The sequence below is a fragment of the Lysinibacillus sphaericus genome, from assembly GCF_001629735.1.
Classification (GTDB): domain Bacteria; phylum Bacillota; class Bacilli; order Bacillales_A; family Planococcaceae; genus Lysinibacillus; species Lysinibacillus pinottii.
The window spans coordinates 757,994-783,818 of record NZ_CP015224.1 but is presented as its reverse complement, the minus strand read 5'-3'; the positions used below and the strand labels follow the sequence as shown (position 1 = coordinate 783,818).

The following is a 25,825-nucleotide window of genomic DNA, read 5'->3' as shown; positions in this document are numbered from 1 at the left end:
AACTTCCTGATAAAACTTAGTCCCGTATAATGCTAGTTGTTTAAAGCTGATCTTAAAACCGCTTCTTCTAAAACATCTATGCCTCGCTCACTAGCCCTATGTTGAAGGTGATGATGATTTGAACATCACCTTTTATTTCATTTCACATTCAGTTCATAAACGCGTGCTATAGTAAAAGCCATAGGAACGATTTACGTTGTTTGAAGACATTGAAGGAGGCTTATTGCTTTGCAAGAAACATCAAAAGAAACTACAAAAAAACCAGATTGGCGACGATTTATACAATTAGTAAAACGAGCTGAACCACCTATTTGGCTCCTAGTTATCGCTTTAATTATGAGTTTAGCGACTACGGGCGTAGGTTTTATCGTCCCATTATTTACAAAACAATTAGTGGACGGCTTTTCATTAGAATCGCTTAATTATTGGCAAATCATTTTGCTTGGTATTGCTTTTATCGCTCAAGCCATTGCAAGTGGATTATCGATCTATTATTTGAATCGTGTAGGTCATCATGTAGTGGCAAAATTACGTGATCAACTTTGGCGCAAGCTGCTGCATTTACCTATCCCCTATTATGACGAAAACGATACAGGTGAAACATTAAGTCGTGTAACAAATGATACAGCAGTCGTTAAAGAGCTCATTACAGAGCATCTAGCAAACTGTTTATCGGGTGTTATTTCCATCATCGGCTCCATTATTATTCTTTTATTTTTAGATTGGAAAATGACATTAGTGATGTTAATCGCTGTGCCCCTAGCGATGGTTATTTTAATGCTACTAGGAAAACGCATGTTTGTGATTTCGAAAGGGATGCAAGACGAAACTGCTAAGTTTACTTCGGTATTAAATCAAGTTTTACCTGAAACACGCTTAGTTAAAGCTTCTAATGCGGAGCAAGTAGAATATGAGCGTGGGAAAAAGGGCATTACGAATCTCTTTAACTTTGGTTTAAAAGAGGCTAAAATCCATGCACTTATTTCACCATTAATTTCATTCGTTCTGATGTCGGTTCTAGTTGCTATTATTGGCTATGGAGGCGTTCGTGTTTCCTCTGGTGAACTGACTGCTGGTGATATGGTGGCTTTTATTTTATATTTAATCCAAATCATCATGCCCATGACACAATTGACCATGTTCTTTACTCAACTTCAAAAAGCAATGGGTGCCACTGAACGTATTAGTGCTTTATTGGAGCATGAAGAGGAGCATATCGAAGAAGGCATCACAGTTAATAAAATAGATCAGCCTATTTATGTTAACAATGTTGACTTTTCATACGGTGAGGATCCGATTTTATCCAATATAACCTTCACAATAGAGCCTGGCAAAGTAACGGCCATTGTAGGTCCAAGTGGTGGGGGTAAAACAACTACATTCTCTCTATTAGAACGGTATTACCAACCAACTAGCGGTACTATTACGCTAGGAAAAACGCCCATCGAGACATTTTCACTTCACTCCTGGCGTAGTCAAATTGGCTATGTAGCTCAAGAAAGTGCCCTGTTGTCTGGAACGATTCGAGAAAATATTTGTTATGGTGTTGACCGTGAAGTACAGGATGATGAGCTAGAAAGAGTGGCCAAAATGGCTTATGCTGATCAATTTATTAACGATCTTCCCGATAAGTTTGATACAGAAGTAGGCGAAAGAGGCATCAAGCTTTCAGGAGGGCAACGTCAGCGCATTTCTATTGCGAGAGCGCTATTACGGAACCCGCAAATTTTAATGCTGGATGAAGCTACATCAAGTTTAGATAGTAAATCTGAAATATATGTACAAAAAGCGTTAGATAATTTAATGCAAGGTCGCACAACATTAGTCATTGCTCACCGCCTATCAACGGTAGTAGATGCCGATCAAATACTATTTGTAGAAAAAGGACAGATTACAGGGTGTGGCACACATGAAACACTCTTTGAGACGCATGCCATGTATCGTGAGTTTGCCATGCAGCAATTACGAATTAAAGAGAACTAACGAAGGGAATTATTTAAATGACCAAACTATTAATGGTAGATGATGATGCCCATATTCGAGAATTAGTAAGAGTATTTCTTCAAAATGAAGGTCTCGAGGTGATTGAAGCAACGGACGGTGTCGATGCACTGTCCAAGCTAGCCTCTGAAAAGGTTGATATGGTTATCATGGACATTATGATGCCAAATATGGATGGTTGGGCTTTATGTGAGGAAATTCGTTCATATCATACAGACCTCCCTATTCTCATGCTCACTGCAAAAGGAGAAACCGCCCAAAAGGTCAAGGGTTTCCATTTAGGGACAGATGACTATTTAGTAAAACCCTTTGAGCCTGCCGAGCTAATTGTACGTGTAAAATCGATATTAAAACGCTATCGTATTGCGCTCTCTCAAGTAGTAGAAGTTGGCAACGTTAAACTCAATCGTCATACACATGAAGTGGATCTGAATGGAGAAATCATTGTCCTTCGTTTAAAGGAATTCGAACTACTATTTACATTAGCGAGCTATGTGGGCAAAACATTTTCACGCGAACAATTGATTGAAGAAATTTGGGGCTATGATTATGAAGGAGACGAACGCACAATAGATGTCCATATAAAAAGAATACGTGAGCGTTTTCCTCAGGAGATCAGCGGCTTTGTCATCCGCACTCTTCGCGGTCTTGGCTATCGCTTGGAACTAGCCTCATGAGAAAACGAAAATTTCTTGTCAGAGTTCTATTTGTTCTATTCCTCTTTCTCATTACCAATACTCTATTTGCTTTTATTTCTTATCATGTAATGGAATGGCTGTATGGTCAGTTAGGTACAGAACCCCATGATTTTTGGCAGCAATTAGGCACCGTCCTCGGTGTTTTCGTACTCTTTGCCTGTTCGGCCGCTATTATCTTCCTAATTGGGCTCAATCGACAACGGAACTACTGGGACGCTATTGTGGAAGCATTAAGACAGATGGCGAAAGGAGATTTTAATATCCAATTAGATGTAAAAGGCAATGAGGAAGACCAATTCGGTCAATTAATCCATGGCATCAATCATATGGCTATTGAATTAGGAGAGCTTGAAAGAATGCGACAAGAATTTATTTCAAACGTCTCCCACGAAATCCAATCACCTTTAACGTCTATTAATGGCTTTGCGAAGGCTCTTAAGAACATACATCTACCGGAAGAAAAGCGGCTACATTACTTAGACATTATAGAATTGGAAAGTAATCGGTTGTCCAAGATTAGTGATAATTTACTGAAGCTGACTTCGTTAGAATCACAGCATCATCCATTTGAAACAACAACCTATCGACTGGATAAACAATTGCGAAATGTCATTCTGGCTCTTGAACCTAATTGGGTAGCTAAACAACTGGACTTTGATCTCCAGCTAGACAATATAACTATTACCGCAGATGAGGATTTAATGAATCAGGTTTGGATGAATTTGCTAACGAATAGTATTAAATTCACACCCGACAATGGAATAATCACTTTGTCTATGACGCAGCATGACAATACCATTACCATCATTGTCCAAGATACTGGCATAGGCCTATCCGAAGAACAGCAAATGCATATATTTGAACGATTTTATAAGGCCGACCAATCACGGACAGCTACAAATGGTGGGAGTGGGCTTGGTTTAGCCATCGTTAAAAAAATTATTGATATGCATCACGGGACCATCACCGTTGAAAGCAAGCTTGGTGAATTTACAGCCTTTTTGATTACATTGCCCATTGATACTACAAAAACTCGTGCAAACGACTAGAGATGTCTGCACGAGTTTTTTTATTAGTAAGCCACCTTTCTAAAATATTGATACACTTTGTTCAGCTTTTGCTGGTGCTTCCCTTTTTTACTTTCCATGTTACCAAACTCAAAAAACTTCACTTTCTTCATTCCCACAAAACTAAATAGCGCTCTTTTCATCAAAATTTTATGCGCATTATTCAGCCATAGCAGCGGATAATTGGTTGGTCCCTTCATCGTGGACACACATACAACCGACTTCCCTTTCAAGAGTCCTTCTGGGAATAATCCTTTAGTATCTCGATACGCAAAATTCGATGCAAACAATTGATCGAAATAGCCTAACAGCATAGCAGGTGGTCTCCCCCACCATATTGGATAGACAAATACAATCTGATCTGCCCAAATCAGCTGTTGACGATACTTTTCCAATTGCGGATCACGATACATATCCCGACGTCGTTTATGCTCATGGAAAATTAAACGCGGATCGAATTCTTCTTTATATAAATCTAGTAGCTGTATCTCATCAATGGCAGGATTCTCTTGACAACCCTTCATCACTTCCTGTAAAAATGCATAATTTAAGCTCTTGTGGTTTGGATATGTATAGACAATTAATGTTTTCATACTACGCCTCCATTACTTATCATTTGATAACTAAATAATAATCGATTCATTTTTTATTGTCAAATGATAATTGTTTTAAGATAAGTTATTTGTTATCTTGACAATAAGAGGTGATCCAAATGGATAAAAGCAGTTTATTTCATCAATTCGTAACGTTTACAGCAAGTGTCCATCAAGTGACACACGAGCTGTCACAAAACGTGACCGTTGCCAATATAACACCGCTTCAATATAAAATTCTTGAATATATTAAAGTAAGCCAGCCCGTAACGCCTACCGAAATAAGCGAATGTCAGCATATGTCTTTACCCAACACAAGTCGTGAATTGCGAAAATTACAAGACCAAAACCTCATTGAAAAATACAACGACACGGAGGACCGAAGAAAGCAGTACATTCGCTTGTCCATTGAGGGAGATAAAATGATGGAGGAGGCCTTTGCATGCATTGAGGAGCGCTTTTTACAGCTTATTCAACATGCTTCACAGGAAGATATAAAGGATATTCAACTTGCCCTAACTATCCTGGAACAAAAGGTCTTTCAACAAAAAGAATAATATGTGCAGCTTCAATGTTCTTATCAGTCAGCCATTGAAGCTGCACTATTTTTCAAAACAAATATCTTTAGTTTATATGCCGCTCCTCCCATGCTCAAAACAATCTAAATTAAGCAAGACTCTACTCTTCATGCCATCCATTGAGTAATTTATAATTGATCCATATGTCCTTACATATTCATCATAATTTCGTAACCTATTGGCTTTTTCATTAATAGAATAAAGGTGTATAGAAGGAGGAGACTCAAGTGGACGTAGGAATATTTGACAGGAAGTGGATTGAGGAAAATTTGGATACACTTCCAATTTGGCAACAGTCTGCCTACATGGATTTTGCCAACACGATTGCTGATGAAGAAAATACCTTTCCGTGTGTACCTGCCAGAATGGGGTTTTTATCGAATCATCTGCGCTATAGTTTTATTGGAGATCCACGGAAGGAGCAATCCATTCATGAGCTAGCACACTGTTTAAAGGAATTCACAAAATCCTCGCAAACTTTTGGTAAATATACAACACTCACTGTATTCTTTCATACCCCTCAAGATATGCTCTGTAATTATAAAGTCGAGGATTATCAGCAATTGTTTTGGACCATACTTAACCAATTAACTAACATCGACGATCTCGATTGGCCTGAACAAATACCAACCGACCCCGCACACAATGAATGGGAGTTTTGTTTTAACGGTGAGCCCTATTTTATCTCCTGCGCAACACCCGCACATAAAATGCGCAGGAGTCGCCATTTCTCTACTTTGCTCATGGCCATTCAGCCACGCTGGATTTTTGAAGAAATAAACGACTCTACTGCATTTGGGCGAAAATTAAAGAAGCTCATCCGTCAACGCATAGCCCATTATGATGCACTCCCTGGACATCCCGATTTAAAATGGTACGGTCAAGAAGATAGTTATGAATGGAAGCAATATTTTTTAAGTGATGATCATCAAAGTCCGTCCAAATGTCCGTTCTTACGAAGGTCGCAAAAATAACGTCCAAACCATTAGGCTTCCTTATGACTTTGCCTTTTCACAACAATCCAGGTTGCTATCCCTATAAGGACAAGAAAGAGCAGGCTCACGAAAAAGCCGAGTCTGCTTGTTTTTTCTCCTAGCGTACCCGATACTGTAACCGCTATGAGCAGCATCCCCAACCCATTTTTCACATGCTCCCACTTAGATAACTCCATAAGCTTCATATAGGTTATTAAAATAAAGAGCCAGTTATAAATCAACATTAAACCTGCTGCTGTCATCAAATATTCAAAGATTTTTTCAGGCATGAGAAAGCCAATAACGATTGTTATGACTAAGCCACCAGTTAAAAATATAAAGGCAGGCATAGGAACTTTTCTTTTCCCTTTCTTCGCTAGTATTTTGGGTGCATCATGATCCTCTGCCAGTGTAATAAGAATCGTAATCACCGCATAGAGAGAAGCTACCATTGTTGAAAATCCAGCAATGATTAAAACACCATTAAAAATATCTGCCACAAAGGGAATGTGATAACCTTGAAGGGCTGTAATAAAGGGACTCTCATCAATCGTAAAGTCCTTCCAAGAGACAAGCGCTAACGCAAGTGCAATGGCCATTAAAAAAATGATCGTAATAACTACTAACATTATTCTGCCTGCTTTTGGTGCTTCTTTTGGATTTTTTAAATCAATGACCATTAACCCCATTACTTCAATGCCTCCATAGGCGTAAAAGGCATACAATAGCCCGAGCCAAATTCCTTTTATACCTTGTGAGAAAAATTCTTCATAATTCGCATAGAGTGAATCCAATGTAGAGGCTTGTGACCCTTTCGTGATGATGACAATGGCTACGATAATAAACATCACAATCGCTGCCGCCTTTAAAGCTCCAAATATGTTTTGGAAGTTTTCAAAACCCTTCATCCCTGTGAGAATCACAACTAACCCTATAGCAGCATAGATAGAGGCTGCAACCCATAATGGCAATGCGGGAAACCAAAACTTTGTAAAAATTCCGAGCGCCATAAGCTGGCTCCCCATAATAAGAATTTCAGAGATTAAATAGACCCAACCATTACTAAATCCCGCCCACCTGCCAAATGCTTGTTTAGCATAAGTACGAAATGAACCTTTATCAGGATTCTCAACAGACATTTTAACAAGTGCATCATAAACAATATACGTACAAATAGCCGCTAATAAAAAAGGAATTAAAACAGCCGGACCACTTTTATGAATGGCCATACTTGTTCCAAGAAAAAAACCTGTTCCTAGCGTACAGCCTATACCGATAAGCGAAAGCTGCCACCAGGACAACCTGCCCTTACTTGTATTTGATGTCATGTAATCAACCCTTCACTACTTTCTTACTAAAGGCAATGTCATACATCGAATGCCTCCACCACCTTTTTCAAGCTCTGTGATGTCCACTTCCAGTAATTTCTTTTTACTTAATATTGGATGCTTCAATAACTGCTGCTTAGATGCCTGCTTACTGATTACTAACGTTTCTGGATCAAGATTAATTAAGTTAATGTCCGGAATGGTTTTATAGGTTTCCAGCCAGTAAACATCAAAACCATGACGCTGTAAAAATGGTGCGGGCATATCAAAATAACTTCCCTGGGCTGTAAACACCTGTACAGGAAAATAACGCACAAAGCTTTTAGCAATCATTAAGTTATGATTCACAACATTACAATTCATATCTAAATGAAGCGTATCATTGCCTTTCGGTAAATCAATAACCGCAATTTCTGAAAATCCTTGTTGAAAGAAGCGCTCCTTCAAGCTTTCAACAGCCTCTAATGAAGTTCTCATCCCTAGATTCATGAGGATTGCATCCTTATTTAATAGCATGACATCCCCACATTCAAGGGATTGAGAAGGCTGTGCATTGCTTATAAATTGTTCGGGAAACCACTTGGCTAAAATAGCATGAGCATATGGATACTCAGGGCGTCTTAACGAGCTTCCAGCGTTACCAGGTAAAAGCTGCTGCCCCACAACACAGGCTAAATCGCGCACAAAATAACGATTAATGAGCTGTTCACTTAACAACTGCTGTTCTTTTGTTAATTCTTTGGCATAATCGATTACTCTTACCCCAGCGTTTTCAAGCGTTGTCTTCAATGCCAGGAAATTTTCCATAGCTTTATGATGGTTGACAGGCTCACTCCACCCAACCTGCTCAGCTATTTTTGAATCAGTTACATCTACTATCGAAGGTGCACAAAGCATGACCACCTTTAGTTCCTCATGCTCCGACCAACAATTTACTTGAAATGAGTCCATCTTTGTTCTCCTCTTCTGCTTGTCGTTCTCTGTTAGCGTTACCATTGAAGGGGGGATTATACAATAGGAACAGTCACAAACAATGTCATGAACTATATGTAGCATAAATAAAAATTTAGAGAGAACGACAAAGGCTCTCTCTCATTACGTAAAATATTCTAATTTCGCTTGCGGGAAGAACTTTTTCATATAGCCATATAAATGTTCTTTAATATCTTCTTCCTCATCTTTTTGATAAATGTATTTACCTATTCCATATTTCCCCCATTTATATCGTCTCACGGTTTCGTCAAGTTCTAGCTTTGTCATCGGATAATTTTTTTCAATCACACGTTTAGCTGGCTTCGTAAAGCGATGCTGGATAAACTCAAACGTAATATCCTCACGCACATCTTTTGGTAATTCAGCATCTAACCGCTCAAACATCTGATAATACCCCTCCTGCCATCCATCATGTAGATAAATGGGGGCAACGATGAAACCGAGCGGATAGCCAGCCCTTGCCACTTTCCCAGCCGCCTCAATTCTTTTTGCTAATGGAGAAGTTCCAGGCTCAAAATGCTTAATCACATAATCCGCATTGACGCTAAAACGGAATCTTGTTTTACCATTATGTTTAGCATCCAATAGGTGATCCACATGATGGAACTTCGTCACAAATCGTAATTGACCTAATTCACTTTGTCCAAAATGCTCAATAGCACGTTTCAATGTATGTGTGAGATGGTCAATCCCTACAATATCGGACGTACAGGATGCCTCAAAACGTGTAATGTCAGGAGCACGTTCAGCCATATAATGATCAGCCTGCTCCAATATTTCATCCACATTAACATACGTACGAATATAAGGCTTGCTACCCATCGTTGTTTGTAAATAACAATAATGGCAATGACCCATACAGCCAGTGGCAAATGGAATGGCATATTCAGCGGAAGGCTTGGATGTATCAAACTTTAACGTTTTCCGGATGCCCACTACCAAAGTAGATTTGGCTACTCGATACTTTTGAAAATCATTGTCTCCAGGGAGATTTCTTACTTGGTTATGCGAAGTTGTATAGCGTATTTCGATTCCCATCTGCTCAAACTTTTCTTTTAACTCCTGACCTAACGGATAGTGGAGCGCATCAGGCTCAAAATAGACGAGCTGAGGGATAAATGGTTTATTCATCGTTATCCTCCCTCAATGAAAATACTGGTGGTAGGCTTGCTCAGCCGCCATTTCACTTGAAAAAATTAACATATCATTCGTTATCGGATAATAGGTTTCAAATAGGAATACGGCTAGCTCCTCTGGTTGCTCTGGATGATTAACCACCGCGGCTTCCTGTATATTCGCTACATCCTGAATATGAGGATTCCGATAAAAAATATAAACGATATCACCGACATTATATGGTTGTTGCATCTTTTCACCTTCCTCTGTCTTTCTGTTAGTGTGGTGAAATGGTTAGAGAAATATGTCATAAAAAAATTTTTTACGTAATATACATAAATTTATGTGAAGCTATCTTCAAATCTAGGAAAATAGAATAATGCAGAATTTTTTAATTATTTGGTATAATCAAGAAAAGGAGGAAGATATATGATCAAACAATCCATTATTGAAAATGTCCTTGAAGCAGCGCTAGCAACTGGTGGGGATTTTTCAGAAATTTTTATTGAAGATAAATATGTCAATGACTTTGTCTTACAAAGCGGCAAAATTGAACAAAGTATTACTGGGCGTGATTTTGGAATTGGTATCCGCATTTTTTCAGGACTTCAAAGCATCTATACTTACACCAATGATTTTTCTGAGGCAGGTTTATTAGCAGCGGCAGAGCGTGCAGCCCTGGCCATCAAAGGCGGTAAATCGGGTACCATTCACCCTTTGCATAAAGAAATCATCACTCCTATTCATCAAATTCTCCGCATGCCTCATACAGTGGAACACGCAAGAAAAACAGCTATTATGCGACAAGCAGACTCTATTGCCAGACATTATGATCCCCGAATTCATCAGGTAAAAGTTCGATATTTTGATGAACAACAAAACGTACTGATTGCAAATTCAGAGGGTAAGCTTGTTGAGGATACACGCGTTCACAGTAGACTTAGTATGCAAGCGACAGCTACAGAGGGTACTGAGGTACAAACGGGCTTCTATGGCCCAGGTGCACATGCAGGCTTTGAATTTATTGAAAAGCTAGACCTAAACCATTATGCAGGAGAAGCTGCACGTATCGCAGTCACAATGCTTCATGCAGATGAATGTCCAAGCGGTAAATTCCCTGTCATTATTGATAATGAATTTGGTGGTGTCATTTTCCATGAGGCTTGTGGACATGGCTTAGAGGCAACTGCTGTTGCTAAAAATAATTCAGTATTTGCCAATCGTATCGGTGAACAAGTCGCTCCTGAAATTGTTACATATATTGATGATGGTACACTTCCGAACGAGTGGGGATCATTAAATATTGATGACGAGGGAGAAAAAACTAGAAAGAACATTTTAATTGAAAATGGGATTTTAAAGGGCTATTTAATTGATAAATTTAATGCTCGCCGTATGGATGCACAGCCAACTGGCTCTTCTCGTCGACAATCCTATCGATTTAACCCCACATCACGTATGACAAATACGTATATTGCCCCAGGCACATCTACGCCAGCCGATATTATTGCATCGACCGAGTATGGTATTTACGCAAAGTATATGGGAGGTGGACAAGTTTCCCCTTCTACTGGCGATTATAATTTTGCCGTAATGGAGGCCTATATCGTTAAAAATGGAAAAATTGACCGCCCTGTACGGGGCGCAACACTCATTGGCAATGGCGCAAAAACATTGCAGCTCGTTGATCGAGTAGGTAATAATCTCGCTCATGGAGCAGGTATGTGTGGTTCTCTAAGCGGAAGTCTTCCTGTCAATGTTGGTCAGCCAATGATTCGGGTAAGCGAAATAACAGTTGGTGGAACGAAGGGGGAATGATGAATGAACATTGCTAAATACCAGGAAAGACTATTAGACAAGGCACAAGAAGCGGGATTTATAGAAGCGGAGGTTTATTATGAACAAAATAAATCAATTCGATGCATGCTCTACAAGGGCGAGATAGATAGCTACGAAACCTCTGAGGACGGAGGGCTAAGTCTACGAGGGCTTTACAACGGAAAAATGGGCTATTCCTATACAGAAAAACTAGACGATGATTCGATTTCCTTTTTAATTAATAGCGCAAAAGCAAATGCAAACATACTTGATGAAGATGAGGGCGTAGCCATTTTTCATGGCAGCGCTAAATACCCATCCTATGAATATTACAATGAAGAATTAGAGACTATCGGAATTCCAGAAAAAATAGAGCTCCTTCGTTCCATCGAAGAAAAAATTCGCGCATACGATTCACGTATCATTGCTCTTGATTATTGTTTCCTGCAAGAATATACGACTGAACGCTCATTAGTGAATAGTAAAAATCTTGCCTTATCACATAAGGAGAACGGCCTCGTGATTTTCCTCTCCACCGTTGTAAAAGAGGGTGAAGAGATGAAAACAGGACGTTATTTGAAAATGACACGTGATTTTCCTTCTCTGCATGCTGATGATATTGCCAAGGAAGCAGCTGAGGAAGCTCTTGCGAATTTAGGTGAAAAATCGATTCCTAGTGGAAAGTATCCAATCATACTTCGCTCTGATGCATCAGCATCATTATTAGAAACATTTATGCCGATACTGTCAGCTGAAAATGCTCAAAAAGATCAATCTCTATTAAAGGGAAAGGTGGGACAAAAGGTGGCATCAGGGGCAGTTTCCCTACTAAGTACTCCATTCCATCCTGCCGCATTGTCTGGAGCAAGCTTTGATGGTGAGGGTGTTGCAACAAAAGAGCAGGAAATTATTTTAGAGGGGACACTCCAAACACTTCTGCATAATAGAAAAACGGCCAAAAAAGATAACTGTGAAACAACAGGGCATGCCCATAAAGATTCCTATAAAGGAGCCTTAACGATTGCGCCCCAAATTTTATATATTTCAACTGGTGAGAAATCTCTAGATGAATTAATTCAGTCGGTTGGTAACGGTGTATTAATTACTGAATTATCTGGGCTTCATTCTGGTACGAATACGGTTTCAGGTGATTTTTCAGTCGCTGCTAAAGGATTTCAAATTCAAAATGGTAAAATTTCCTCCCCTGTTAAGCAAATGACGATAGCAGGTAATTTTTTCGATTTTTTACAGGATATTAAAGAAACTAGCTCTGATCTTTACTTCCTACCAGGAGGATATGGCTCCTCATCGCTACTTGTAAAGGAACTATCTGTAACAGTGGAATAACACCAAAAAGTAAGCCATTCTAATTTCTCGGCAATTCTTTTATCTATAGTCACCAACCTCTCATTCAGTGGAAGCGACTATGGGTGAGAGAGTTGCCTTCTTTATTGTATAAAGGCAGTGTCATCCACTATTTTTGCTAATCCTCCTACCACCTTCCCTCTTAAAATTCTCTTACAGCTTCTACGATATGTAGACAAGGAAATACTGCGATATAGCAACTAATGGTTAAATTTTCTTTTAGAGGTAAAATGGTGAAACTTTTAGGCCTTTGATACGTTAAATAAGTTGTCATGCTGCGTCAGTTATATGGCATGAAGAAGGGTGGAATATATGAAAAAAATATGGACTTTATTTTTTGCAGCAATGCTTATTGTACCGCTATTGCTGCAACCGGCAACCGCACAAGCGGCAAAAGCCATCACAATTACTGTTGACGGGGTTCAATTGAAGACCGATCAGCCGCCAGCGATGATTCAAGGGCGTGTTATGCTGCCACTTAGAGCAATCTTTGAGGCATTGGGTGCCAATGTAAATTGGGATTCAAGGAGTCAAACTGTAACAGGGTTTAAAGGAGATACTACAGTAGTTCTCAAAATGAAATCGAAGGTAGCTACTATTGATGGCCAGTCAGTTACGCTTGATGTACCAGCACAAATTTTAAGAGGCAGAACTATGGTACCAGTTCGCTTCGTTAGTGAAGCGCTTGGTCAGGAGGTTGACTGGAACTCAAAAAATCAGACTGTCACTATTATATCTGACACTCCAACCTATATCAGTATTTCTCCTGCGAGCAATGTATCTGTACGCGATGTTAATGATCAGGGAGATGGGCGTGACATGGAGATTAGCTTTTCCAGATCGTCTACAGAATCATACGTCGATCATTATCGGGTAATGGTTTTGAAGGCATCCAAAAGCTTCAATTTGGCATCTGCCTTGAAGGTCTCCCCTTCTAATTATACAGTAGTATCTACATCAAATTCGAATCGTGCTGTTACTTTATCGCAGAATTCAAGGGATGTGGATGGAGACTTCATTAGAAATGATCAGCCTTATGTAGTTCGTATACTTGCGGTTGGGAAAGGTTCTTATTCTAGCGTTTTATCGAGTTCTTCCGCAAAGATTACCTTAACGAATTTGTCGTCTGTTACAGAGGTAACAAATGTGAAAATGAATGATATTAACGATTTTGGCGATGGACGCGATATCTCAGTTAGCTTCACTCGTCCGCAAAATGATAACAATATTTCCAATTATCGTATGTATATCGTAAAGTCTAGGGATGCTAGCAATTTTAGTCTTACTACTGCCAATAATTTATCAAGCAGCTACTATACAACCGTGAATAAATCGGGAAATAACGGCAGTATTTTGACAGGAACTTTATCTTCCACAGCACGTGATACTGCCGGTGATCTCATTAAGAATAACGTACCTTATACAGCGTTCGTTATGTCTGTAAGTAACACGAATTCATTAGGAAATAAGCTGTCATCGGGCTCATCATCCGTAACACTTAGTCAAAATACAATGTCTACTCCGATTATTACACAAGTGAGTGATATCAATGACTTTGGGGATGGGCGTGATTTAAGAGTTAGCTTCAATAAAGTGTCCGATGAATCTACTCTTAGCGCTTACAGAATTTTTGTAGTAAGAGCTAACAACTATTCAAATTTTACATTGACAAAGGCAAACAGCTTATCTAGCACTTATTACACACAAGTAAACAAAACAGGCTACAATATTACTCAGGTACTCTCTTCAGGAGCAAGAGATACTGACGGATATCCCATTCAAAATGGCGTTAGCTATCGTGTGTTCGTTATGGCCGTAACAAATAACTCAGCGAATAATACGCTATCTTCAGCCTCGAATACGATTACGCTATATAGCAGCAATGCGGGTGCAGTATCGAATCTATATGCTAACGATGTAAGTGATTATGGCAACGGACGCGACCTCTTTGTCTCTTTCAATAAAGCTGTAGACGAGTCCATTATTAGTCACTATCGGATTCTAGTTGTACCAACAGCTTATTACAATAGCTTCAGTCTGACGGAAGCAAATAATGTATCCAGCAGCAATTATACAACTGTATACAAATCTGGAAAATCCACATACGAGCAAACGTTATCTGAAAATACTCGAGATGTGCGCGGTAATACAATCAAAGAAGGTACTAGCTACCGCATTTATGTTTTAACTGTAGCGAATGGAATAGGAAGCAATGCACTATCTGCGCCGACATCTACGATTACGCTAAATAAGAACTTTAATGTGCAAGCTGTATCCAATCTAAATGTGGCAGATATAGACGATAATGGAGATGGCCGTGATGTGCAAGTAACGTTTACAAAGCCTTCGAATGAATCAAATGTCAATCATTATCGAATTCTAATTGTACCGACAGCTTATTACAGTAGCTTTAATCTTTCACAAGCCAATAGTAGTAATTATTACATCACTGAAAGCAAAGGTGGGAATATAACTACAACGAGAACTTTGGATGGGATTAGGGATGTACGTGGTAATTTTATTACGGAAGGAACTAGCTACCGCGTCTATGTACTGACTGTATCCAATGGAAATTCTCCAAATACCTATGCTCTATCCTCTGCTTCGCCTGTCATTACACTTAGTAAAAGTAAAGCTGTTCAGGCGGTAAGTAATATTAATGTAAGCGATGTTGGTGATTATGGAGATGGTCGAGATTTACAAATATCGTTCTCGAAGCCTTCTGATGAATCCAATATTGGTAGCTACCGTATACTTGTCGTACCCGCATCAAAAGCAAATGGATTTGATGTGAACGCAGCTATTAAAGCCACTAATTTTATGGATATAAATAAAGGTCAATCTAGTATAAGTTTGGGAACTGGTAGTAAAGATACAGAAGGAAGACTGATAACGAATGGCGAAGAATATCGCATCTATATATTGTCCGTAGGTAATGGCACGTCAAAGGCAATGTATAACTTATCCTACCCATCTTCTTCTATTACTTTAGTGGATCATTCAGCACCTGTAGCGGTAGAGAATGTACAACTGAGTATTCAAGGTCAACAAAATAGATATTCCGATATTACCATTAGCTTCGATGTCAAAAACGGACAAAACGTAACGGAATATAGAGTGTTTATGCTACCTAAAGATGCCGCAGATGGTTTCAAAGATAGTGATGCCATTAACAATAATTATAGTACTAGAATTTATCAGAATGGTCTCCCCAATGTAAGTCAAAGTCTAAATATAGATTTAGATGCATTTGGAAAACCACTCACAGCATCCATAGAATATGTGGCTAAGGTTTTAGCTGTGGGCAAAGGAAATTATCTATCAACTACGTCCAATTCAGTGATGCTTCTGGAAAAGCCTGATAATACTAGTGGTGCGGCGTCCCAAGACGCTCAAATTAACCCATAAGACAAATAGTTTATAAAGAAGGGACTCCCAATGGTCTTCATCGACCAATGGGAGTCCCTTCTTGCTGTATGGATCATGCTATAATAAATTATTTGGACAAATCTATTTTTTTATTTAATAAATATATTGATAGTCCACCAACTGTCATAGACAATAATTCTCCAACCCCCACTGTGAACCATGTAGCCCAAAAAGGAAGGTCATAAAGAATGGTTAATTGCCCTGCAACCGTAAACATGGATACAGCAAAAATCAATGCCGTCACTACCATTTTTACGATATCATTGGCGATATGCTTTGTAATGCTTCTACAAAGTACTAGTACTAGGAAGGTGGCAATCCCGCCAATTGGCACATCTACTATCCATGTGGGCGACATAAAATTTGCTAGTATGACGCCTAATGTCACTGCGTATACATAACGCTTATTGTACAAGGCCAGATAATTAAACATTTCTGACAATCGTAGTTGAACAGCGCCAAAGCTAATGACTGACAATAAAACCGTTACAGCAACATATAGTGCTGCAACAAGAGCCGTCTTTGTCAGTTCACTCACTGACATACGGCTTGAATCTTTTACAATCGATGTATGCAATTTTATTCTCCTTTGTAAAATAGCTAATCGCTATTTTAGTAATAACTACGACCAAAGGAAGAGAGCTTAGCGCCCTATCTGAAGTGCCGTAGTGCAAGCAATTTTGCTTACTTGCGTATTATAGCAGAAGAATAACTTGATGAACAATCCTACTTAGTCAACCAGCCACCATCGATTGGTAATACAGTACCATGCATATAATCTGCTGCTGAGCTTGCTAAAAATAAGGTTAAATTTGCAACCTCCTGAGGCTGTGCCCAGCGACCAGCCGGCGTTTCCTGTGCTACCCATTTCGCCATTTCTCCGTCACCCTCAAAATCTGCCTGATTCATCGGAGTTTGAATGGCTCCAGGTGCAATTGCATTTGCTCGTATTCCCGCTCTACAATAATCTAAATCTAACTGCTTTGTATAGCCAACAATGGCATGCTTAGAGGCTGTGTAGGCCGCTCCACCACCACCAGCAACAAGTCCAGCAATAGAAGCCATATTGACAATCGTACCAGCTCCTCTTGCAACCATATGAGGCAAGATTTTATTCGTCACAAAAAACGTTCCTTTAACATTGGTGTTCATAATTTTATCCCATAATGCTTCGTCCGTATCCAACGTCTTTGCAAAGCCATCTAAAATACCTGCTGTATTACATAAAATATCAATTTGTGTAAATGAAGAAATAGCAGCTTCGTACGACTGTTCCACATCTTGTTGGTTACAAACACTACCAACCATATAGGCAAAATGCTCTGGATATTGCTGCTGTAATTGGACTAACCCTTGCGCTTCTATATCAAAACCAAATACATTCGCGCCATTTTCTAAAAAAGCAAGTGCTTGAGCATATCCAATTCCTGATGCAGCCCCCGTAATAAAAATCGTTTTATTTGTATATTCTTCGAATCTCATAACATGTCTCCTTACAACAAGAAGCCACCTCAAAATTGAGATGACTTCTCCTATTATTATTCAACTACTATCCAATCTTCCGCTAATAAATCACATACTGTAGGCGTGAACATTGTGTAGCCTTCTCCACGTACATTAATCAAAAAATAAGGATTCAAAGTCTCTCCATCGTGTTGACTTTGGCCGACTAGCTTCACATATAGTTCAGCCCCGCCCCAGCCTTTACGAATTACTTTTTCTCCTGCTTTTAAGCGTGGTAATATTTCTTCAAACGTCATGTCTTCATCCTCTATTCCCATTCATTATCGCATTAGTATACTGGATTTTCATTAGGTTGACAACAATGGGTAGCATTGCTTTTTCATCTGTACCTGCTCTGTCGTCACCTTTAGTCCATTTGCCACTAAATAGCTTGTTGCTGGATTACTTGCTAAGAAATTAACAGCTGATATATTCACCTTCTGAGCTGTCAAACTGGCTAAAAAATGCGGCAGTAATTTGACATTACTCACGTCTAATACTTCTAATTGATAAAGAATAACCCGCTCCAACTCACCCTGTTTACCCCAAACTGTTTTATATAACATATAGCCCAGCACATCATTTGCTTCGTTATAGAAAACCCGAGCTTCTCCTTGCTTAACGCTATGCCAGCTACATTGCCAAGGGACATCTTCCTGATAAAATGGCACATGAGGTAATTGCTCTGGACGAATTATTTCTGCTCGAATAGCTGATGTTTGTTCTACTCTCGCTGCATATTCCCCACTTAAAAATTGAAGTTGATCGGTTATAGCATAGCCATATTTCTCATACAAAGCAATCGCTACTGAATTTTCCTTTATTGCTTCCAGTACAGCAATTTCAACATTTTCACGTTCATAGATTGCTAGTGTTTCCTCCATTAGTAATCGTGAAACGCCTTTCCCACGATAAAAGGGTGAAATGCCTGTGCCGCCATTCCAAGCCACTTTCTTACCATTAATAATGCGAAAGCCGTTCATAACAATACCAATCGGTTCATCATGGTCAAAAACGACAATGGAGTGCTCAGCTGACAGCCCCTCCCCAACAAGTCGCTGCAAAAACATTTCTGTCGACATGTCAATTGGCACAAAGTATCCTTCAAAGCCTTTGTTCCACGCCCGCAATACTTCCTCAAATGTACATTGAGAAACTGTTTTGATATTCATCATTTCCCTCATCTCAAATTGTATCTAATTTTGCTAAATCTTCTAATGTCAGTTTTCCCAAAATTTCATACCCATGACCTAAGCCCTTAGGTTTTACAATAACGGTGCCCATACTCGAAATATCCCCTAGCCCCATATCTTTCGGAAAACTATGGCCAATCATGACTCTATTGATTCCCTTCGGTGGTTGCATTTCCATCATAGATTGAAAAGCCATTAAAATTGTATTTTGTTGAACAGTCGACAAATTTCCACCTAACATAAAGATCTCAAACAAAAAAGGGTCAATCTGTACCTGAACATTTGGAAAAGCCAACTGAGCTGTTTCAATCGTTCGACAGAAAGGACTAGCTGTGATAGGCGCAAGGATGGGGATTTGCCAATAACGTAGCATCTGGCCATAATATACAGCCTCATGACGACCTTGTTCTGATAAATTTCTTTGATACTGACAACTTTGAAATAGAGCATTCGCTTGATCTACACCTACTGTTGCAGTCCCATGCCTTGCATATAAAATAAGTCCTCCTTCTTTTAATAATTGCAGGAGATCCTTTTCCAATTCTTTCATCCCCTTCATTTTATCACTTTATTCTTTGTAATGTATGTCTTACAAATAGAAAAAAGCTCCCTATTTTTTAGGAAACTTCTTTCTTTTACAGGGAAATAAAGTAACGCTGTCGATCTCCACTTCTGGCAGACGCTCTCAGCAGGAGTCGCATTCCCCTCGTTCCAATTAATTTTTCGATAAAGTACTTTATCTACCAAAATATGGAACAGATGATGTATGACAGGCAAGGGATTTTTTTATGCGACCTTTGTTTCAGGAATTTTATGAACTTTCCTTGGGTATAGGAACTGAGACATAAAATGTGCTATTTCACCTTTTTAGTTTACTTTCTTGTAAAGGATTATTAAACTAGTGTTTACGGTGTGTAATTTTAAAGTCATATTGATTTTGTGTTTTATTTTATGTAGGATAAACAAGCATTGTTTGGTTTACAAACAAAAAATAGAGTTAATTAATATTCTAGAATATTAATAGATGAGGAAGTCCCGAGTTATATGAAAAATCCAAAAATAAAGCTTATATTAATTCTATCAACAATTTTATTATGTTTGTTTACAAGTTTAAACATCATTACATCCTATGTAAAAATTAAAAAGACCGTTGAAGAATCAATTGCTAATCAAAGTCTAGAGGCTGCCACTACCATTGCATCTTCCATCGATACCATTGCCTATCAGCAATTTTTAGATAATCCGCACAAGAATGATTATTATTGGGAAGTAAGAAGTTACTTAAATGATGCAAGGGTAAAGCTAGGTGCATTATTTGTTTATACATTACAGGTGGATAACCCAAAAGTATCAAAAGCAATGGTAATGGGTATGCCGAGTGAACTAAAAAAAGGATTTGAAATAGGTGAGGTTTGTACTGTTCCTGCTCAACAAGTAGAAAAAGCCTATCATGGTGAAACCTATGTTACAGAGGTAATCCATGATTCAGTCCACGGTTCTTATTTATCTGTTGGTGCGCCCATTAAAGATGATACAGGCAAAATAATTGGTTATCTAGGTATTGATATAAGCGCAGATACTTTAAATGGTATTAAAGGGAAAGTCATTGAAGATAACCTATTTATTTTTATTTTCAATGGTGTTTTTATTTTAATTGTTGCTGGTTCTTTTTTATTTTTACAAAGATGGTACCAAAAAGAGGTAGCGAAGGAAGTAGGCGCTACAGAAGATACTTACCAAGCAGAAATCAAAACGTTGATTACCTCGGTGTCTTCGTTACGTCATGATTTCACGAACCATATTCAAGTTTTACATGGCCTTTTACAATTAGAAAAAACAGATCAAGCAAAACAATATTTAGCATCACTGTCTAAAGAAGTGCAAGCGATTAAATCTTTAAAATTAAATATTGATCATCCAGGTTTATCCATATTATTACAAACAAAAAAGCTAACTGCACAGAATCATAATATTGATATGGATTTTACCATCTCTCAGGGCGACTTTAATAAAATTAAAACGACAGATTTAATCAAGATTCTATCGAACTTAATTGACAATGCGATTGATGCTGCCAATGAATTGCCTGAGGGGCAACGTAAAATTATGATTTGTTGTCAAGCAAATGAAACACAATATGAATTTAAAATTACGAATACAGGACCGAATATTGTAGATGAGAATCAAATCTTTAAACAAGGATTCTCTACGAAAAAGCATGAAAATGGTAAAATTCGAGGGCAAGGTTTATTTATCGTGAAAGAAATTGTCCATAAATATCATGGAGATATTTCGATTGAATCATCGAAACATCTTGAAACGACTGCCATCGTCCATATTCCGTTCAAATAGCTACAAAGTGTAGAGACCATTAGACAAAGGCCATTGAGAAAATGATTCTCAATGGCCTTTGTTTTTTCTCATCCTCGTACGCATAGTAATAGAAGTACAGCACGGCATAACAACTTTTTCGGAAAGAGCAAGAGATGCGGCTAGACCCCTTCCGTAATGAAAACCAACGGCCTCATGTTATTTCCATGAAAAAGAAAGAAAAAAAACTTTTTGAGCTTGTCTACAGCCAAATATTAGTCAACGGTCAGACACCCTGATTTTTTTTTGCCTTATTAGTAGCTGTTCGTGTCCGATCTTGTGGTTTTAAGAATGGTGGTCGTAGACTATAGCTCTTTGGCGATAGACGTAGCAAGGACTTGCCGATATCCCCCTTATCGTAATCAGCACTAAAATTTATATAGGGCACACCTAAAACACGCATATTTGCTGCATAAAGGATAATAAAAAAGACTGAAATAAAAAATCCAAACAGACCCAAAAAAGCTGAAAATAAAATGATGATTAATCGGAAAATACTCATTGCTGTCACAAAGGCTTGATTGACTAGTGTAAATGCAGCAATACTTGAAATCGCAATGATAACAATCATCGAAGGGCTTGTCACACCAGCTTTAATCGCAGCATCTCCAATGATTAATCCTCCCACCACACTGATTGAACCACTAATCGCACTAGGCAAACGCAAATTGGCCTCGCGAAACATTTCAAACATAAATAGCATCATCATTATTTCAAGTATTGTCGGAAATGGTAATCCGGTTCTTGACTCGACCACTGTCGCAAGAAGAAGATATGGAAGCTGTTCTTGATGATAGGTGGTTACGGCAAGCCAAAAACCAGGAAGTAACATACTGATCAGTATTCCAAATATTCGGAGCACCCGTTCCATTGAACTAACGATGATGGGATATTCATTGTCCTCAGCTGTTTTAAAGAGCAGCATAATATTGGCCGGAATAATCATGGCATACGAAACGCCATCGATCATTATTAGTATTCGTCCTCTCATTAATGCCTGAAGAGCAAAATCTGGTCTTCCCGTATAATCATGTCTAGGGAGAACTTTAGCCGTTTGTTCAATTGCCTCCATCAGCAAATCGCCATTAACGACAATATCTGTATCAATTTTTTGTAATTGTAAACGGATTTGTTCTAGCATATTCAAATTCACAATGTCTTCCATATATAACACAGCTACCGTTGTTTTAGAGCGTTGACCAATCTCTAATGTTTCTACACTAAATGAATTTGTAGGTAAACGTTTTCGTAGTAAAGCTATATTAATAAATACATCTTCAATAAAATCATCTCTTGGCCCTTTCACAACTAATTCAAGCGTTGTTTCCCCAGGCTCACGATTAGGTCTATTTGAAATATCACTGGAATAAATCAAGTGATCTTCCTCAAAATATAATAAGACGTGGCCTTTATAGACTCTTGTAATAATATCCTCTTTCTTCATGACCTTTTGTAAATAAGGAACATGAAGATGCTGTTCAATTAGTTCTTCTAACGTTTCATCAGAACCACTATTAAATAAGGATTGGACACGTTCGACTACAACGGTTTGAAGAAGTTCTTCGTCTATCATGGCGTCACAGGTTATCATATGGACGGTATGTTGCTGAAATTTATACTGTTGGAATATCACATCAGCAGAGCGTTGAAATAGTGATTTCAACATTTTCAAATTCATCATTTGTTCCATTGAAATACTTCTCATCTCCTACTGAGCCTGCTCAAATTTAGTACATTTATGAAAACTTGGACGTTTAATAAATATACTTAGGCATATTTTTCCCATGGATATAAAAATTATTCAAGCAACCAGTACGGTGATAACCTATTCAGTATGTTCTTAGCCAATCATTTTTTGTAGATTCGCCATCTCAATTGCCGATATTGCCGAATCATACCCTTTATTACCTGATTTTGTCCCCGCACGTTCAATCGCCTGTTCAATATTTTCTGTTGTAACAATACCGAAAATAACTGGCACATTGGTCGTTAACGATACATTTGCTATACCTTTTGCCGACTCATTACATACATAATCATAATGTGTTGTAGAACCGCGAATAACCGTTCCTAAACCAATAATCGCATCATATTTTTTTGTCTCTGCTAATTGTTTCGCAATAAAAGGCACCTCAAAAGCTCCAGGCACCCATGCAACATCAATAGATGCTTCATCAACACCATGTCGCTTTAACCCATCCATTGCTCCATCTAATAATTTGCTTGTAATAAACTCATTGAATCGACCTACAACTACTGCAATTTTTAAATCCGTTCCTATTAATTGTGCTTCAAATGTTTGACCCATTTTTTATAACTCCTTTGTTAGTAGTTTGTTGTTAATGTTTGGCTACGATAAGCGGCTAACGCCTCAATGGAAATCATTTTTAAACCATGATGTGCTGCATACTTTGTCAGTTCTTCAAAGCGCATCATGTGACCATCGTCTCCCATGATTTCACAAATCACCCCAGCAGGAATACTATGACAAAGCTTAGCTAAATCAATGGTCGCCTCCGTATGGCCTCTTCGCTCTAAGACACCGTTATCCTTTGCGATTAATGGAAAAATATGTCCTGGCCGACGAAAATCAGTGTTTTTTGCTTGAGACTTCAGCATCTTTTGTATAGTGAAAGCCCGCTCAAAGGCACTAATCCCTGTTGTTGTGTCTATATGGTCGATACTTACGGTAAATGCTGTTTGATGGTTATCCGTATTATGCTGAACCATTGGGTGCAGTTCTAGCTTATGTGCTAGCTCCTGCGAAATCGGCGTACAAATTAAACCTCTCCCATAAGTCGCCATAAAGTTAATCGTTTCAGGAGTGATATATTCAGCAAGTGCAAGAAGATCCCCCTCATTTTCCCGATCTTCATCATCCACCACGACAATCACTTTCCCTTGTTTTAAATCCTCTATGGCATCTTCAATTGCATGTAGCACTCTTGTCATCTCCTTATTATGTGATCTTAAAAACCATGCCGTGCCAAATAATCTCTTGTTATCATAGACTTGTCTTGCCCGTTCTTCAATTGGTTTACAATATACTTACCTACTAAATCTGTTTCAATATTGACGAATGCGCCAATTTTTTTCATGCCTAAAATTGTTTCCTTGTAAGTATGAGGAATCAGTGAAATAGTGACATAATTCGATTCAACATGAAAGATTGTTAAGCTTGTGCCATCAATCGTTATGGAGCCCTTTGGAATACAGAAACTTGTTAGTTCCTCAGACAATTCGATATCAATATAGACCGCGTTAGCGACTGGACGCTTTCGTAAAATTTTCCCAACTGCATCAACATGGCCAGCAACAAAATGACCACCAAATCGCCCGTTCGCAGGCATCGCACGCTCCAAATTAACTGGATCGCCTACTGCAAGCTGATGTAAATTTGTCGCTTTGACGGTTTCAGGCATGACATCCATCGTCAGCTCTTGATCCGTAAAATGGGTCACCGTTAAACAAACTCCATTGACGGCTATACTGTCCCCTAGCCTTACATCTTCTGTAACTTTTGAAGAGTGAACAGTGATTTTCATACTGTTCTTATTGCTTTGCAAGGCTTTAATAGTGCCAATATCCTCTACAATACCTGTAAACATTTCTTCACCTGCTTTCACTCATTTACGTAGCTTTTATCCGTCACTCTTTCTTTTCTATCCGTCTCCCTTCTGAAGCTTCTATAAAAAGAAAAACCCCTTTCACAAAGGGGTTTTGGGAGTATAAGACATCAATAAATAAGCCTACTTGGATATACATTTTTTCCATAGACTAGTATCTTATTTGTTCTTCTCCCATCCAGACTATCACTGTCGGTTTTGGATTTGCACCAAATCAGCTTGCGCTCACGGACTTTGAATAACTTCATCACCGCCGATTGGGAATTTCACCCTACCCCGAAGAACATCTTCTATTCAATTGATTGGCTAAATAAAAAACTTCCCTACAAGTTTGCGGGAAGTAGTGTAATAAATGCATAATCAAATAGACCTTTTAAATTACATTGAATTTAAAAAGCTCGCACTTATACCCTTCTCCCATCCAGACTGTTACTGTCGGTTTTGGATTTGCACCAAATCAGCTTGCGCTCACGGACTTTGAATGACTTCATCACCGCCGATTGGGAATTTCACCCTACCCCGAAGGATCATTTTATTTAGCTAGTTCTTACGATAACACTATTTAATTATATTATCTATACTTCTGTCTGTATTTTTTAAAAAAGGTGCCACCCCTTACTATAGCTCCACATACGACGCCCAAATATGACGTTGAATGAGTTTTTGATGATGCTTACTTTCTGTACATTGGGAAAGGCTTGGACACTTCGCACAAATCAAAGGATTCGATTTATATTGGCGATATCCTTCCTTCGTCGTTGTCGCATACTTCAATATCTGCCCTTGTTTCAAAGATAACAATAATAATGCCCGTCATATATACTCATGCTTTCGGAAGAATCCATCTTTCATTTTAGGACGTGTATATGGAAGAACAGGCAACATTTGATTCTCTAACAAATAAATATATAGTCTACATGGAGAATTTACTTTTCAATACCCTATGTAGAAGTTGATGGGAACGAAGGGCGGCGACTCCTGCGGGAAAAGCGGGAAAGTCGAGATCCTGGACTGAGCGAAGCGAGGGAAGCAGCTCGACCCCGCCCGCGGAAAGCGTCCGCCTGTAGTGAAAATCAACGGCTTTACTTTATTTTATTGTAAAAGAAAAAAGACTGTAGTCAAACTCTCAAATTTTTTTGAGTTTGTCTACAGTCTGAGCCACCTATTACTATA

At 38.7% G+C, this 25,825-nt stretch carries 22 protein-coding genes, 2 pseudogenes and 2 riboswitches; of the genes and pseudogenes, 9 read left to right on the top strand and 15 right to left on the bottom strand.

From position 1 onward, the window contains the following. Positions 1–228 precede the first annotated feature (228 nt). From A2J09_RS03725 to A2J09_RS03715, 3 genes are read left to right on the top strand one after another with little or no spacing between them, the layout of a single operon-like run. Complete coding sequence (locus tag A2J09_RS03725) at positions 229–1,983, top strand: ABC transporter ATP-binding protein (protein ID WP_012293733.1); 1,755 nt, start codon at positions 229–231, stop codon at positions 1,981–1,983. Between the two features lie 17 nt (positions 1,984–2,000). Further along, positions 2,001–2,678 (top strand): response regulator transcription factor, encoded by a 678-nt coding sequence (locus tag A2J09_RS03720; RefSeq protein WP_036161216.1) that lies wholly within the window; start codon positions 2,001–2,003, stop codon positions 2,676–2,678. Then, positions 2,675–3,748 (top strand): sensor histidine kinase, encoded by a 1,074-nt coding sequence (locus A2J09_RS03715; RefSeq protein ID WP_036161214.1) that lies wholly within the window; start codon positions 2,675–2,677, stop codon positions 3,746–3,748. The genes A2J09_RS03720 and A2J09_RS03715 overlap by 4 nt, the downstream gene beginning before the upstream one ends. Positions 3,749–3,771: 23 nt before the next feature. Here the strand turns inward: A2J09_RS03715 and A2J09_RS03710 are convergent, their stop codons facing one another. After that, positions 3,772–4,359 carry an NAD(P)H-dependent oxidoreductase gene (locus tag A2J09_RS03710; protein ID WP_012293730.1) on the bottom strand — a complete coding sequence of 196 codons (588 nt, stop codon included), beginning with the start codon at positions 4,357–4,359 and terminating at the stop codon, positions 3,772–3,774. A 119-nt stretch (positions 4,360–4,478) separates the two neighbouring features. Between A2J09_RS03710 and A2J09_RS03705 the strand changes: the two genes are divergently transcribed. Together A2J09_RS03705 and A2J09_RS03700 are read left to right on the top strand one after the other, a co-directional pair. Next, positions 4,479–4,916 (top strand): MarR family winged helix-turn-helix transcriptional regulator, encoded by a 438-nt coding sequence (locus tag A2J09_RS03705; RefSeq protein ID WP_012293729.1) that lies wholly within the window; start codon positions 4,479–4,481, stop codon positions 4,914–4,916. A gap of 248 nt (positions 4,917–5,164) precedes the next feature. Then, complete coding sequence (locus tag A2J09_RS03700; protein WP_012293728.1) at positions 5,165–5,911, top strand: YqcI/YcgG family protein; 747 nt, start codon at positions 5,165–5,167, stop codon at positions 5,909–5,911. Between the two features lie 11 nt (positions 5,912–5,922). Here the strand turns inward: A2J09_RS03700 and A2J09_RS03695 are convergent, their stop codons facing one another. From A2J09_RS03695 to A2J09_RS03680, 4 genes are all read right to left on the bottom strand, one after another. Beyond that, the gene (locus tag A2J09_RS03695) at positions 5,923–7,239 is read right to left on the bottom strand and encodes an amino acid permease (protein WP_012293727.1); all 1,317 of its coding nucleotides are present in this window, start codon (positions 7,237–7,239) and stop codon (positions 5,923–5,925) included. A 15-nt stretch (positions 7,240–7,254) separates the two neighbouring features. Further along, complete coding sequence (locus tag A2J09_RS03690; RefSeq protein WP_036161210.1) at positions 7,255–8,190, bottom strand: arginine deiminase family protein; 936 nt, start codon at positions 8,188–8,190, stop codon at positions 7,255–7,257. 144 nt (positions 8,191–8,334) lie between these two features. Continuing rightward, complete coding sequence (gene splB, locus A2J09_RS03685; protein ID WP_012293725.1) at positions 8,335–9,363, bottom strand: spore photoproduct lyase; 1,029 nt, start codon at positions 9,361–9,363, stop codon at positions 8,335–8,337. 12 nt (positions 9,364–9,375) lie between these two features. Continuing rightward, the gene (locus A2J09_RS03680) at positions 9,376–9,600 is read right to left on the bottom strand and encodes a transcriptional regulator SplA domain-containing protein (protein WP_012293724.1); all 225 of its coding nucleotides are present in this window, start codon (positions 9,598–9,600) and stop codon (positions 9,376–9,378) included. Between the two features lie 177 nt (positions 9,601–9,777). Here A2J09_RS03680 and A2J09_RS03675 point away from each other — a divergent pair, with 177 nt between their 5' ends. From A2J09_RS03675 to A2J09_RS03665, 3 genes are all read left to right on the top strand, one after another. After that, entirely contained in the window at positions 9,778–11,166 is a 1,389-nt protein-coding gene (locus tag A2J09_RS03675; protein WP_012293723.1) for a TldD/PmbA family protein, read from the top strand. Between the two features lie 3 nt (positions 11,167–11,169). Continuing rightward, positions 11,170–12,513 carry a TldD/PmbA family protein gene (locus A2J09_RS03670; RefSeq protein ID WP_012293722.1) on the top strand — a complete coding sequence of 448 codons (1,344 nt, stop codon included), beginning with the start codon at positions 11,170–11,172 and terminating at the stop codon, positions 12,511–12,513. Positions 12,514–12,843: 330 nt separating this feature from the next. Beyond that, positions 12,844–15,939, top strand: coding sequence for a copper amine oxidase N-terminal domain-containing protein (locus tag A2J09_RS03665; protein WP_012293721.1), 3,096 nt, complete (start codon positions 12,844–12,846; stop codon positions 15,937–15,939). An 88-nt stretch (positions 15,940–16,027) separates the two neighbouring features. Here the strand turns inward: A2J09_RS03665 and A2J09_RS03660 are convergent, their stop codons facing one another. The 5 genes from A2J09_RS03660 to A2J09_RS03640 all read right to left on the bottom strand — a co-directional run bounded on the left by A2J09_RS03660 (position 16,028) and on the right by A2J09_RS03640 (position 19,215). Next, positions 16,028–16,537 carry a QueT transporter family protein gene (locus A2J09_RS03660; RefSeq protein ID WP_227256869.1) on the bottom strand — a complete coding sequence of 170 codons (510 nt, stop codon included), beginning with the start codon at positions 16,535–16,537 and terminating at the stop codon, positions 16,028–16,030. 149 nt (positions 16,538–16,686) lie between these two features. Continuing rightward, complete coding sequence (locus A2J09_RS03655) at positions 16,687–17,442, bottom strand: 3-oxoacyl-ACP reductase (RefSeq protein WP_012293719.1); 756 nt, start codon at positions 17,440–17,442, stop codon at positions 16,687–16,689. A 56-nt stretch (positions 17,443–17,498) separates the two neighbouring features. Continuing rightward, positions 17,499–17,720, bottom strand: a complete 222-nt coding sequence (locus A2J09_RS03650; protein ID WP_012293718.1) for a DUF2829 domain-containing protein — start codon at positions 17,718–17,720, stop codon at positions 17,499–17,501. Between the two features lie 51 nt (positions 17,721–17,771). Beyond that, a complete protein-coding gene (locus A2J09_RS03645) occupies positions 17,772–18,635 on the bottom strand; it encodes a GNAT family N-acetyltransferase (RefSeq protein ID WP_036161207.1) in 864 nt (287 codons plus the stop codon). Positions 18,636–18,648: 13 nt separating this feature from the next. Next, positions 18,649–19,215 carry a histidine phosphatase family protein gene (locus tag A2J09_RS03640; protein WP_012293716.1) on the bottom strand — a complete coding sequence of 189 codons (567 nt, stop codon included), beginning with the start codon at positions 19,213–19,215 and terminating at the stop codon, positions 18,649–18,651. A gap of 485 nt (positions 19,216–19,700) precedes the next feature. Here A2J09_RS03640 and A2J09_RS03635 point away from each other — a divergent pair, with 485 nt between their 5' ends. Further along, complete coding sequence (locus tag A2J09_RS03635; protein ID WP_012293715.1) at positions 19,701–21,008, top strand: ATP-binding protein; 1,308 nt, start codon at positions 19,701–19,703, stop codon at positions 21,006–21,008. 244 nt (positions 21,009–21,252) lie between these two features. Here the strand turns inward: A2J09_RS03635 and A2J09_RS03630 are convergent, their stop codons facing one another. The 5 genes and pseudogenes from A2J09_RS03630 to A2J09_RS23300 all read right to left on the bottom strand — a co-directional run. Then, positions 21,253–22,716, bottom strand: coding sequence for a spore germination protein (locus tag A2J09_RS03630; protein ID WP_012293714.1), 1,464 nt, complete (start codon positions 22,714–22,716; stop codon positions 21,253–21,255). Positions 22,717–22,866: 150 nt separating this feature from the next. Beyond that, positions 22,867–23,334 (bottom strand): 6,7-dimethyl-8-ribityllumazine synthase, encoded by a 468-nt coding sequence (gene ribE, locus A2J09_RS03625; RefSeq protein WP_008176574.1) that lies wholly within the window; start codon positions 23,332–23,334, stop codon positions 22,867–22,869. A gap of 26 nt (positions 23,335–23,360) precedes the next feature. Next, a pseudogene (ribB, locus tag A2J09_RS03620) lies at positions 23,361–23,969 on the bottom strand (3,4-dihydroxy-2-butanone-4-phosphate synthase); the annotation flags it as partial. A 26-nt stretch (positions 23,970–23,995) separates the two neighbouring features. Continuing rightward, positions 23,996–24,634 (bottom strand): riboflavin synthase, encoded by a 639-nt coding sequence (ribE, locus tag A2J09_RS03615; protein WP_036162654.1) that lies wholly within the window; start codon positions 24,632–24,634, stop codon positions 23,996–23,998. 180 nt (positions 24,635–24,814) lie between these two features. Continuing rightward, a riboswitch (FMN riboswitch) is annotated at positions 24,815–24,940 on the bottom strand. A gap of 117 nt (positions 24,941–25,057) precedes the next feature. Further along, a riboswitch (FMN riboswitch) is annotated at positions 25,058–25,183 on the bottom strand. A 93-nt stretch (positions 25,184–25,276) separates the two neighbouring features. After that, positions 25,277–25,555 (bottom strand): annotated as a pseudogene (locus tag A2J09_RS23300) (IS5/IS1182 family transposase); the annotation flags it as partial. Between the last annotated feature and the right edge of the window lie 270 nt (positions 25,556–25,825).